The 11,277-nt window shown below is 69.7% G+C and carries 12 protein-coding genes and 1 tRNA gene; 4 read left to right on the top strand and 9 right to left on the bottom strand.

Annotated features, from left to right (window positions below; all coding sequences use genetic code 11):
- Both VOI19_RS05810 and VOI19_RS05805 read left to right on the top strand, forming a co-directional pair.
- On the top strand, positions 1 to 695 hold a 695-nt coding region (locus VOI19_RS05810), incomplete at its 5' end, for a hypothetical protein (RefSeq protein ID WP_323792013.1).
- A gap of 57 nt (positions 696 to 752) precedes the next feature.
- Complete coding sequence (locus VOI19_RS05805; protein ID WP_323792012.1) at positions 753 to 1,262, top strand: hypothetical protein; 510 nt, start codon at positions 753 to 755, stop codon at positions 1,260 to 1,262.
- A gap of 21 nt (positions 1,263 to 1,283) precedes the next feature.
- Here the strand turns inward: VOI19_RS05805 and VOI19_RS05800 are convergent, their stop codons facing one another.
- Complete coding sequence (locus VOI19_RS05800; RefSeq protein ID WP_323792011.1) at positions 1,284 to 2,090, bottom strand: hypothetical protein; 807 nt, start codon at positions 2,088 to 2,090, stop codon at positions 1,284 to 1,286.
- A gap of 120 nt (positions 2,091 to 2,210) precedes the next feature.
- Here VOI19_RS05800 and VOI19_RS05795 point away from each other — a divergent pair, with 120 nt between their 5' ends.
- Positions 2,211 to 2,600, top strand: coding sequence for a PaaI family thioesterase (locus VOI19_RS05795; RefSeq protein WP_323792010.1), 390 nt, complete (start codon positions 2,211 to 2,213; stop codon positions 2,598 to 2,600).
- Positions 2,601 to 2,664: 64 nt separating this feature from the next.
- On the opposite strand, the gene VOI19_RS05790 is transcribed toward VOI19_RS05795, so the two are convergent.
- The 5 genes from VOI19_RS05790 to VOI19_RS05770 form a co-directional block, all read right to left on the bottom strand.
- Entirely contained in the window at positions 2,665 to 5,817 is a 3,153-nt protein-coding gene (locus VOI19_RS05790; RefSeq protein WP_323792009.1) for a M12 family metallo-peptidase, read from the bottom strand.
- Between the two features lie 255 nt (positions 5,818 to 6,072).
- Positions 6,073 to 6,234 (bottom strand): YqaE/Pmp3 family membrane protein, encoded by a 162-nt coding sequence (locus VOI19_RS05785; protein WP_323792008.1) that lies wholly within the window; start codon positions 6,232 to 6,234, stop codon positions 6,073 to 6,075.
- Between the two features lie 65 nt (positions 6,235 to 6,299).
- Entirely contained in the window at positions 6,300 to 7,037 is a 738-nt protein-coding gene (locus tag VOI19_RS05780; protein WP_323792007.1) for an aquaporin, read from the bottom strand.
- A gap of 14 nt (positions 7,038 to 7,051) precedes the next feature.
- Positions 7,052 to 7,204, bottom strand: a complete 153-nt coding sequence (locus tag VOI19_RS05775; RefSeq protein ID WP_323792006.1) for a hypothetical protein — start codon at positions 7,202 to 7,204, stop codon at positions 7,052 to 7,054.
- Positions 7,205 to 7,224: 20 nt separating this feature from the next.
- Positions 7,225 to 7,303, bottom strand: a tRNA-Gln gene (locus VOI19_RS05770).
- A 125-nt stretch (positions 7,304 to 7,428) separates the two neighbouring features.
- On the opposite strand from VOI19_RS05770, the gene VOI19_RS05765 reads away from it, so the two are divergent.
- Complete coding sequence (locus VOI19_RS05765) at positions 7,429 to 8,709, top strand: HNH endonuclease signature motif containing protein (RefSeq protein WP_323792005.1); 1,281 nt, start codon at positions 7,429 to 7,431, stop codon at positions 8,707 to 8,709.
- 63 nt (positions 8,710 to 8,772) lie between these two features.
- Here the strand turns inward: VOI19_RS05765 and VOI19_RS05760 are convergent, their stop codons facing one another.
- The 3 genes from VOI19_RS05760 to VOI19_RS05750 all read right to left on the bottom strand — a co-directional run.
- A complete protein-coding gene (locus VOI19_RS05760; protein ID WP_323792004.1) occupies positions 8,773 to 10,167 on the bottom strand; it encodes a hypothetical protein in 1,395 nt (464 codons plus the stop codon).
- An 80-nt stretch (positions 10,168 to 10,247) separates the two neighbouring features.
- A complete protein-coding gene (locus tag VOI19_RS05755; protein ID WP_323792003.1) occupies positions 10,248 to 10,895 on the bottom strand; it encodes a vitamin K epoxide reductase family protein in 648 nt (215 codons plus the stop codon).
- A gap of 7 nt (positions 10,896 to 10,902) precedes the next feature.
- The coding region (locus tag VOI19_RS05750) for a DsbA family protein (protein ID WP_323792002.1) at positions 10,903 to 11,277 on the bottom strand (375 nt) is incomplete at its 5' end.

Raw genomic sequence — 11,277 nt, 5'->3', positions numbered from 1 at the left:
GCCGGGTGCTCGCGCAGCCGGCTGAGGTGACTCGTCGGCTGGGCCATGCCGAGTTCCGGTGGCGCGGCGGCGCGCGCGGGACCGACCGACCGCTGGAGCGCGCGTTCGTGAGCATCGAGCGACGCACCGCACGCGGGTGGCAGTCGGAGCACGACGACCTCGGCACCACCATCGAGTGGCGCGTTGCGGGCAACGAGCAGGTGCCCCTCGGGCCCGGCTACTTGAAGGAGGCCAACGAGGGTCGCTACACCGCCCGCTGGGAGACGCCTCTCGACGCCGCCACCGGCCGCTACCGGTTCGTGGTGAGCGCGAAGGAGTACCGCCTCCGGTCGAAGCCGTTCGAGGTGACCCGGGGCGCCGCTCTCGCGGTCGTCCCGGTGAAGGCTCGTCGTGGTCGCGCGGCGTTCACGCTCGCCTACCCGACCGCCGATCCGTACGTCGACCTGACCTGGCGTCCGCAGGTCGCCACCGGACGGCCGGTGTCGGTGTCCGTCGGGCGCGCGACGGTCGAGGTCAAGCCGTCGAGGCGCGGCATCTACACGATCTCGGCCAAGCCGGGCGTGCGCGTGAAGGTGCCTGCCCGGGTGCGCGGCGATGACTTCGGCAACCGCACCGGTCGTCATACGTCGTTCGTCGCCGGGGCGAGCGACACGCGCCGGCCGCGAGAGCCCTACCCCCTGCTCATGCCCTGGTGAGCACCTCGCTCCCCAGCCACTTCTGACCCGCCGCACCCACGCTCACCCGGAGGACCCATGCCCGTCGACCCGCAACCTCACCGCCGTACCGTCCTGCGCGGTGCTGCCTGGACAGCCCCGGCGATCGTGCTGGCCACGGCCGCCCCGGCGACCGCAGCGAGCGGCGATGCCCAGGTGACCACCACGGTGACCCCGACCAACGACGCCGGCGGCACGCTCCGGGTCTCCATGCGCTTCGACAGCGCCGGTCCCGCCAGCACGGGGCCGACGACCGTCTACGTGACGTGCCTGCCGACGCCCGGGACCGTCGAGCCGACCGAGCCGACCAGCGTGTCGAGCGGGTGGCTCGCCGGGCCGGTCACGGCGACCGATACTGGCGACGGACAGGTCTTCTCCTTCACCAGCGCCGACGGCATCCGAGGCATCCCGGGCGGTGTGGCCGCGACCTTCCTCTTCTTCGACGTCGTGGTCACGCCTCATCCTGTGCTGGGATCTGCGGGATCGATCACGACTCAGACGGTCACCACGACCGGGACCGTCGCCGACGGTGGCGCACCCTGGACCTGACCTCCGGCGGTCGTCGTACGCCTAGACAGCGGGCCCGGCCAACTTGCGCCGCGAGTTCCTCAGCACCACGACGGTGGCCACCGCCACGCAGGCGGCTCCTCCGAGCGCGACCCCCAGGACCGCCGCAGTGCCGTCCGCGGTGCCCGTGACCGCGATGCCGGCAAGCGCCCACAGCCCCGCTGCGGCGTAGGCCGGGAGACCTCCGAGCAGCAGCAGCGCCACGAGAACGGCGGTCGCGAGCACGACCACGCCGACCTGCCAGCCGACGGCGTCGGCCTCGACCCACCCCCAGGCGACCATCGCGGTCGAGAGGTTGAGGAAGAACGCCGCCGAGACCCAGCCGGCGTACAGACCGAACGCGACCCGGGTCAGCGTCCGGAACCACCCCGGAGCCACGTCGGCACGCGCGAGCTGGAGCACCCCGTCGACGGCGGCGACGAACATGACAGCCAGGGCGAGGAAGGTCGCGGTGCTGCTGTCGAACCCGGCGACCACGATCCACGCTGCTCCGCCGAGGTAGAGGACGAGCTGGTCGAGGGCGAAGCGCGCGGGCAGTCGTCCGTCGGGCGCGAGCAGCGCCGCCACCGCCTGGGCGATCGCCAGCGCGTAGATCACGCCCCAGATGGAGAAGGCCCAGCCCACCGGGGTGATCAGCAGCTCGGGGCCGGACCCGCCGCCTGGGGAGGCGCCCGGACCGTTGATGGTCACCACGGGCGCCACGACCTGCAGGATCGCTGCGACCAGGACCGCCCAGAGCAGGGAGCGCGACCGGCCGGTGGAGGTCGAGGTCGTGGGGCTCGCGTCGGACGACGCACCTCTCGTGGGCATGGCTCGACCCTAGGCACGGACGACGGGCCGGCTCATCCTCCCCAGGGACGAGCCGCCGAGGTCGTGGCTCGGGTCTGCACCTGTGACTCTTTACGGCAAGCGGTCACCTACGGTGTGCCCATGACCGCTGTCGGCGACCCCGGACCGTTCTCAGCCCACCTCGGGTTCCGGGTGGTGCGCGCCGACGCCGACGGCGCCGTCGTCGAGGCCGACCCCGGTCCTGAGCACCTGAACGGCGGCGGCATCCTGCACGGCGGCTACCTCAGCGCACTGCTCGACAGCGCGACCGGCTGGGCCGTCCACGCAGCCGGGCCCGTGGGCATGATCGCGCCGCACGTGCAGCTGAACGCGCAGTTCGTGCGCGCCGGGGTGGCCGGGCAGCCACTGGTGTGCACCGCGACCTGCACGAGCCTGGGCGGCCGGATCTGCACGACCCAGGGCGAGATCACTCAGGCCGGCCAGGTCATCGCGCGTGCCACGGGCACGCACGCCGTGATCTCTCGGGGCTGAGCCGCCGGACCGTCGTCGAGACGGCTCCACGGGGCCCGGTCGCGGGCCCCGTGGAGGCGTCTGCCTAGCGCTGGAAGAGACCGATGCCGTCGATGGCGACCGGCTTCTTGTCGAGCGACCGGATCTTCAAGGTGCCGGACAACGGTCGTGAGGACCTCGTCACGACCTTCAGTCGGCTCACCTTGAGCCGCTTGGCCTTGGTCTTCAGGACCTTCAGTCGGTCACCGTCGAGCGAGACGGCGAGCCGGCCCAGACCCTTGTCCTTGATCACGAGCAGCGCCACCTTCGTGACGTCCTCAACGTCGATGGACAGGACCTGGCCGCGACGCGAGGTCGTGACGAAGGTGTTCTTGTAGGCGTCACGGTTCTTGACCGTCTTCCAGCCCCGCGTCGAACGGGTGAGCACCCGCTCGTTGTAGACCACCGAGAAGCGAGCCTTGGCGGGCGTGGCGTCCACGATTCCGTCACTGTTGCGCGCTGCCACGGTGAAGACGTGGTCACCCGGCTTCAGCTTGCGGAGCACGAGGCTCTTGGTCGCGCACGGGATGTCGGAGCCGTCGACGGTGCACTCGAAGGTCGACCCCGACTGGGAGGAGTCGAACACGTAGGAGGCCTTGCGACCCACCACGAACCTGCCCCGCGTCGGGCCGCTGCTGATCGACGTGTCCGGTGCGACCGTCGGCGTGGGCGTGGGCGTGGGCGTGGGCGTCGGCGTGGGCGTCGGCGTGGGCGTCGCGGTCGGCGTGGGCGTCGGCGTGGGCGTCGCGGTCGGCGTCGGGGTCGGCGTCGGCGTCGGCGTGGGCGTCGGAGTCGGAGTCGGCGTCGGCGTCGGCGTCGGCGTCGGCGTCGGCGTGGGCGTCGGAGTCGGCGTCGGAGTCGGCGTCGGCGTCGGAGTCGCGGTCGGCGTCGGCGTGGGCGTCGGCGTGGGCGTCGGCGTGGGAGTCGGAGTCGGCTCCACAGCGCCGGTGAGGGCGAAGTCGGCGTCGTTGATGGCGAAGAAGTAGTTGTCGACCGCTTCGATCTTGATCCGGGCCCGGTCGGTGTTCACCTCGGGGAGGGTGACCTCGTGGGTGCCGTCGTTCGGGGTGCTCGCCTCGAGCACCACGGGGAACGAGCTGCCCCCGTCGGTCGACAGCGAGATCTTGACGTTCGGAGCCAGACCACCGGTCTGGTTGACCGTCCAGGTGACGGCCTGCGTCGACCCGGCGTCGTACGTCGTCGGCGTGGCCTGGCTCTCCACCAGGAACGGGCCCGCGGCCGGGTCGATGGTCAGCGTCACGTCGTCGTACTGGGTCCCGCCGCCCTCGGCGTTGAGGTCACGTGCGGTGAGCCGGAAGTTCAGCCGCGGCGGGGCCGCGTTGGCGCCGCTACCGACGTAGTCGGCAGTGGGCAGGAACTCCGAGTAGCAGTCGAGCACCGAGCTGTTCTTCAGTGCGCTGGTGCCTTCCGCGCCGGAGTAGTCAGTCGTCACCGGCGTCGGGCAGGCACCGGTCGCCGCGTTGGTGTTGCCCGACGCGATCTGGGCCATGTCCGGGAAGGTGCGCACCGGGCTGGTCGTCGCCAGGTTCTGGCCAGGCGAGTTGTAGAGCAACGTGTCGGTGTCGGACACGTCGGCGAAGGTGCCGAAGACCCGGAACAGCGGCCCGGTGGCCTTGGTGTTGTTGGTCAGCTGCACGCCGGCGGAGGCACCGATGTCGTTCTGCTCCCAGAGGTAGATCAGCTCGTCACCGTCGGAGTCGGTGGCCGAACCCTCGAGGGTGAACGGCGTCCGGATCGGAATGGTGACGTCGTCAGGTGCACTGACCACCGGGTGGTGGTTCGTGGTTGTCAGGACCTCGAAGCCGCCTCGGGTGTCGGTCAGTGGATCGTCGGGCGCGCTGGTGACGTAGGTGCCGATCTCCATCCGGGTGCGCTGGCTGAAGTAGGGGTCGGTGTGCGGCTGCAGGTCGTCGGCCGCACAGATTCCGGCGTAGGCCATCACCGACGAGCCCGACCCGGGCTCGACCGAGCTGCCGCGGGTGCGGTTGCCGCCCGAGCAGTTGCCCTGGGTCCCGTTGAATGTGTGCGGACCCGCGAACTGGTGGCCCATCTCGTGCGCGACGTAGTCGATGGCCATGAAGTCACCCACGGGGCTGGGCAGACCGGTGCACCCGCCGGCCTTCTGTCCTTGCTGGCCCACGACGCCGAGGAAGGCGACGCCGCCACCGTTGACGCCCAGGGCGATGTGGCCGATGTCGTAGTTGAGCGGGCCGATCAACGTGTCGACCGCAACCTGGTTCTGGACGAGGGCGTTGGGCAGGCAACCCGTCTCTCCGACACCGCCCAGGCCGGCGGCTATCTCTCGCGCCGGGTTGTTGAGGTTGAGGAGGACGTCGGTGTTCTCGACGAGCTCCATCCTGATCGCGAGGTCGTCGTTGTAGATCTGGTTGACCCGGTTCATCAGAGTCACCTTGGCAGCGAGAACCTTCTCGTTCGACTCGTCCAGGTCCAAGGGGTTGAGGTTCAGATCGGGCGCGTGGAACTCCGCGTAGCTCGCGTCGGTCACCAGCGCGAGGCGGTAGACGCGCTGGAGCACTTCTTCGTCCGGTCCGTCGCCGGCGCGCGGAACCGCCACTCGTCCCGAGCCACCGTGGGGGACGCCCTCGACGAGCGGCTCACCGTCGTGGTCCAGCACCTCGTCGGGCAGACGCTCCTCGGTGGGCAGCGAGGCGCCGAAGTAGGACGCATAGAGGCTGGTGTCGTCGAGATAGACGGGATCGACGTACCAGGACGTCTCTCCGTCACGGACGCTGGCGTGGAAGCCGGACGGGGTCATGTCCATCCGGATGCTTGCGGGATACCCCTCGGTGACCGAGGAGCCGGCGTACGTCCTGATCTCGGGGTGAGCCGCCTGGAGCGCGTCGGCCATGATCGGCGACTCGGCCACGGCGAAGTCGATCAGTTCACCGGTGGGCCCGGGCACCGTGATGGTGACGGCCTCGACACGGTCGGGGTTGCGCAGGTCCTCCAGCGGAGCCGACGCGAGACGACCGGCCATCGCTCCGGCGTTCAAGGTGAAGCCGCTGTAGTCAGACGGGTTGACCAGCCGACGGTTTCCCTCCTTGAAGGAGACGATCCTCTGCTTGGTCGGGGACCAGAGCACGGAGGGATCGTCCGCGGCGGCCGCAGCCGTGGCCGAGGACGGCGGGCCACCGGTGAAGGCGGCGACCGAGATCAAGAGGGCGAATGTTCCGGTCCAGGCGCTGATGCGCCGGCCGCGGCGAGAAAATGACACTGGGGTCCTTGGGTTCGGAGGTCCGAATCGGGTCGACGGCGCACATGACGCCTCACCAGGAATGCCACTCGTCGCGTTGCACGAGCGGCATCGCCTGCTTGTCTGACAACGCAGAAGATGCCCAGAGGTTACGCCGTGCGCGTGGTGCGCCTGGTGTGCTCCCGGGGGTCGAACGACGCCCCGTCGGCCACGGCAGCGTCAGCTCTTCAAGAGCTGGTAGATGCCGTAGATGACACCAGGGACGTGAGCCAGCAGCTGGAGCAGGAAGGCCCAGAGCACCTTGATGCTCAGCCCGTCGGTCAGCAGCACCGCGACGAAGGGAAGGAAGAAGCACAGAATGACGAGAAGTAGCTTGCGCACGGGCTGATCCTGACGTGGAGGTCGACTCAGGACCGGCCGGCCCCGAGATCACTGAATCACCTAGATCATGAGGCGACGATGGCCCCGGTGGGGTCGATCCCGGGAGCTGTTCCCTGGTCGGGAGTGTCGGGCACCTCGAAGAGCGGAGCGACGAGCGCAGCTAGGCCGGCTCCGAGGAGAGGAGCGACCAGGAAGAGCCAGATCTGGGAGAGAGCGTCCGCGCCGGCGAACAGGGCGGGGCCGAACGACCGCGCGGGATTGACCGACGTCCCGTCGAGCGGGATGCCCATCAAGTGGATGACGATGAGAGTGAACCCGATGGCGAGGCCCGCGAAACCAGGCGCGGCTGCACGGCCGGTGACCAGCAGGACCACGAGGACGAGGAAGAAGGTTCCGAACACCTCGAACACGAAGGCACCGCCTCCACTGACGCGGTCGCCCCAGGCGTTGCTGCCGAGATTCCCGGTCTGATCGGTGACCCCGCCGAACTCGGACGTCATGAGCTTGAGCATCGCCGCGGCTAGGATCCCGCCGACGAGCTGAGCGGCGACGTAGGCCGCAGCATCGGTCGCCGCTATCCCGCGCCGGATGAGGACACCGAGCGTGACTGCAGGATTGACGTGGCAACCCGAGATCGGCCCGAGGGCGTAGGCGAGGCCCAGCAGCGTGAGTCCGAAGGCGAGCGCCACCCCGGTCGCGCCGATCTGGTCGAACCCGAAGACCGCCGAACCCACGGCGACGAACACCAGGATGAATGTCCCGACGAGCTCTGCGGCCATCTTCTGAGTGAGCTCGGTCGTCATGGTGATCCTCGACTTCACATGAGGACCCCGATGATCCCGCTTAGCCGAACTATCCTCACGAGCACGTCAACGCACAAGGCCAAGCCTGAAAGCTTCTCCTCGACGGCCGACCGGGCGACGACCGCCACCACTAGGAAGGTGCCCGACATCGACTCGGCGAGCGGCACAGGGCTCGCCGGGTCGAGAGCTCCCCGGGATGGAGTCGAACCATCGTCGCTAGTCCTGATTCAAAGTCAGGCGGGCCCTGCCGGCAGACCAACCGGGGATAGACCGCCCAGTTTAGGGGCCTCCCGCCCAGGCGCGACGGCACCGGTCCCACCTAGGTCATCTGTCATTTACAAATCATTCGAACGTACTATCGAATGTCGGTGAAGGCGACTATGATTGACCCATGCGAACGACGCCCACCCCGACCGCCGTCAAGGTGGTCAGCGACGCGAAGGCCGCGCGCGATGCCGCCGACGTGACGATGCTGCAAAGCGTCGTGGCCTGGGCAGTCGAGTTCCGTGTGGACAACTCCCTGGTCGACGACCTGACCTTCGGGATCGACGGCGTCATCCTCGGTGGGGTCGGGTGCCCCCTGGTCTCGGAGTTCGATGTCTACGACCTCGCCGCCGTCCTTGGGATGTCCTCAGAAGCCGGGTGCACCTACGTCGGCAAGACCCTCGAGCTCCGCTATCGCCTGCGCCGCATCTGGGAACAAGTCGTGGCGTTGCAGGTGCCGGTGTGGAAGGCGTTCCGGGTCTGCGAGCACACCCTCACGCTGTCGTTCGAGGCCGCCAGGTACGTCGACCAGATGCTGGCCCCGACCCTGCGGTCGTGCTCCTTCGCCCAGATCGAGCGCACCATCGCTCAGGCCATCGACCTGTTCGACCCAGAGGAAGCAGAGAAGCGTCGCAAGAAGGCCGCCGACGACCGCGACTTCCAGATCCACCTCGGCCAACGCAACTCCCCCACCGACGGCACCGTCGACGTCACCGGCACCCTCTCGCCCGAGGACGCGTTGGATCTTGAAGCTGCGGTCAAGCAAGGCGCCAAGGCGCTAGGTGATCTGGGCTGTGACGAGAGCCTCGGCGCTCGGCGCTCGATGGCCGTGGGCGAGATGGCTCGCCAGCAACTCACCCTCGACCTGGAATCCGGCGGTGACACCGGTGGACGCGGGGTCGTCATCTACGCCCACATCGACGCCGACAGCCCCCACGTCAGCCTCGACAACATCGGCGGCGGGGACGTGCTGGTCGAGCAACTACGCGAGTGGTGCCAGACCGCCGGGACCACCGTCACGATCAAGCCCGTCATCGACCTCAACGAAGACCTCTCCACGAAGGCCTACGTGCCCACCGCGAAGCTGGTGGAGCAAGTCCGTCTGCGCGATCAGAACTGCGCCTTCCCCAACTGCACCCGCAGAGCTCAGCACTGCGACCTCGACCACCGAGTCCCCTTCAACAAGAACAACCCTGAGGCTGGTGGGAAAACCACGACCTCGAATCTTTCCGTGCTCTGCAGGAAGCACCACCGAGCCAAGACCTTCAGCGCTTGGGACTACACCTCACCCCGACCCGGGGTCTACGACTGGACCAGCCCCTCCGGCCACCGCTTCCGAGTCGTCAGGGGTAGGCGGCACGGGCGAATGCCCGTCACCACACCCCTCGACGACCCACCCGAACCCTGAACGCCCAGCCCCCACACCCCGCTGAGACCAGCGGGGTCACAGGCACGTCACCCCACGCCGGAGTCAGACCTCGAAGGGGGCGTCGGGGGCTGCAGCCTGCTCCGCGACCGGAGCCGGAGCCGGAGCCGCGTCCGGAGTCGCGGACGGGGCAGCATCGGGGCGCGGACCGCGGCCCTTGCCACGACGGTTGTTGCGGCGACCCTCGCCCGCCGGGCGAGCACCGCCGTCCTGCGCCTGCGGCTGGCGCGGCTTCTTGGCGCGCTCCCCCTGCGGCGGGCGACCGCCCTGCGGCGCCCGTCCACCCTGCGGCTTGCCGCCGACGGTGCGGACGTCGGAGCCCTCACCGAGGAAGAGGTCGGGGCTACCGGTGAACAACGGTCCCGCGAGGGCCGAGGAAGGCAGCCACAGCTGGAGGAAGGCGTCGTCCTCGACCACGGGCACCGGCACGCGCACAGGCGTCACGACGACCTGGTGGTCGAACATCTCGAGCACGAGCGGGTCGAGGTCGCGCAACGAGGCGCACACCTCGGCGACAGTCCGGTCCTTGGCGGCGACGAGCCGCTGCGCCATGACGTCGGACAGCGGGTCCGAACGACCAGAGCGGCTGCCGAGACGCGGCTTGCCACCGGAGTCGATCTGGGCCATCGCGGAGCCGACGGCGTCGAGCGCAGTCTCGAAGACCTCGGCCCACCCGGACGACTTCAGCGCCACCTCGACACCGCCGGCAGCCCCCGAGCCACCCGTGCCACGCGCGTCACCGCGCGCCGGACGTCCGACCGCGAGCGGCACGGTCAGCCACGGGCGACCCTTGGCTGCCTCGCGCTTGCGGGTCGACGCACCGATCGTGATCGCGGTGGCCTTGCCGCCACCGAGCACGATGGCGTCGGCGCGCGCGAGCTGGCTGCGGTCGAGACCGCTGAGGTCGGACGACGCCGCACCCGCCAGGGCGTCGACCAGCGCGGTCAGCGCCGGGGCGCTGCGCACACCTTGGAAGAAGTCTCCGGCGGCACGCGCCGGCACCTTGTCGAGACCTAGCGCGATCACCTTGAGCGGGTCGCGGCCGGTGACGCCGAGCCGGCGCAGTCCCTCGCGCAGCGGGTCGACCGCAGCAGGCACGTGGGCGTTGACGGCCTCGACGAGTCCCAGCTGGAAGGCCTGCGTGGAAAGCCCGACGTGCGGGCGGAACGCCGCCACGAGCTGACCGAGGGTCACCTGCTCCGGGTCGCCCGGCAACGGGTGCCGCTCGGTCGGCAGGGATGCGGCCTGGTCGAGCCGCGACCGCAGCACGGCGGCCACCGCCAGGCGCGTCACCTGGTGGGTCAGCCACTCCCGGGGACCCTGGCTCCACTGCTCGGAGGTGCGCTCGAGGAACGCCAGGACCTGCTGCTCCGACGGCCGCGACGGGACGTCGAGCCTCAGCGCCGGAAGGATCATCTCGCGCGAAACCGCATCAACCATCAGGCCCAGCCCCTCATCCACTCACCAGCAACCACGAACCCGGCGAGCCTACGGCGCGGCCCCTGGCCGGTCGCGGCCGGTCAGATCAAGGTGCGCCAGTAGTACCAGAACTGCACGAGCGCAGTCACGAAGAAGCCGAGGTACCAGAGGACCAGCACCGCGTAGCGCACGGACCAGACCGCCTGCGCGGGCCGACGGAGCGCCGGCACCGTCCGGGCCGCGAGCAGGGCGCTCCACACGAAGATCGCCAACGTCACGGCCCACACGACCAGGCACCACGGGCACAGCGCGCCGATGCGGAACATGCTCTGGAAAGCCAGCCAGTGCACGAAGACGACCCCGAGCAGCGAGCCCACCGCGAGACCGCCGATCGTCCAGCGCGGCAGCGCGACCCCACCGGCCAGGAGCACGCCGATCGTGACGACCACGGCGAACGCCACCAGCCCGATCAGCGGGTTGGGGAACCCGAACGCCGAACCCTGCTCGGTCATCATCACCGAGCCGCACGACAGCACCGGGTTGAGGTCGCAGCCGGGGACGAACGTCGGGTCCTCGAGGATCTTGTACTTGTCCAGAGCCAACGCGAACGCGGCGTACAAGCCCAGGGCCCCGAGCACGACGAAGAACAACCCGTGCAACCGCGTCAGCGGAGACACCGCAGGTGTCAGCCGCACACCGTCGTCCACCGGCGCTTCCTCGACCTCCGGGGTCGAGCCGAGGTCACTCACGAACGGCTCACGAGGCCAGGGCCTCGTCGATCGCCGCCTGGATCGTCGCCGGGCTGGGGTCCTCGAGGATCACCCCGTCGACCAGGACCGTGGGCGTGCTGTTGATGCCGTCGTCTCCGGAGGCCGCGGTCGTCGCCTCGACCCAGTCGTCGTACGTCCGGTCGTCGACGCACGTCTCGATGTTGCCGGCGCCCGCGTCGTCGGCGATCCGGATCAGCTCGGAGTCGGGCAGACCCGCGCCACCCTCGGGGGGCTGCTGCAGGAACATCTGACGGTGGAAGTCCTTCCACACGTCGGTGTCAGCGGCCTCCATCACGCAGGCCGAGGCGTTCAGCGCCCGGCTGGAGTACTCCGTGGTCGAGGCGCGGTCGAGGAACGCGAT

Origin of the sequence: Nocardioides sp. (genome assembly GCF_034670285.1) — a bacterium.
In the GTDB taxonomy this organism is placed as follows: domain Bacteria; phylum Actinomycetota; class Actinomycetes; order Propionibacteriales; family Nocardioidaceae; genus Nocardioides.
This window is presented reverse-complemented; position numbering and strand designations above follow the sequence as displayed.

Coding starts and splice junctions, on each gene's coding strand:
- VOI19_RS05765 (WP_323792005.1), top strand. CDS start 7,429: ATGCGAACGACGCCCACCCCGACCGCCGTCAAGGTGGTCAGCGACGCG.
- VOI19_RS05800 (WP_323792011.1), bottom strand. CDS start 2,090: ATGCCCACGAGAGGTGCGTCGTCCGACGCGAGCCCCACGACCTCGACC.
- VOI19_RS05760 (WP_323792004.1), bottom strand. CDS start 10,167: ATGGTTGATGCGGTTTCGCGCGAGATGATCCTTCCGGCGCTGAGGCTC.
- VOI19_RS05795 (WP_323792010.1), top strand. CDS start 2,211: ATGACCGCTGTCGGCGACCCCGGACCGTTCTCAGCCCACCTCGGGTTC.
- VOI19_RS05805 (WP_323792012.1), top strand. CDS start 753: ATGCCCGTCGACCCGCAACCTCACCGCCGTACCGTCCTGCGCGGTGCT.
- VOI19_RS05780 (WP_323792007.1), bottom strand. CDS start 7,037: ATGACGACCGAGCTCACTCAGAAGATGGCCGCAGAGCTCGTCGGGACA.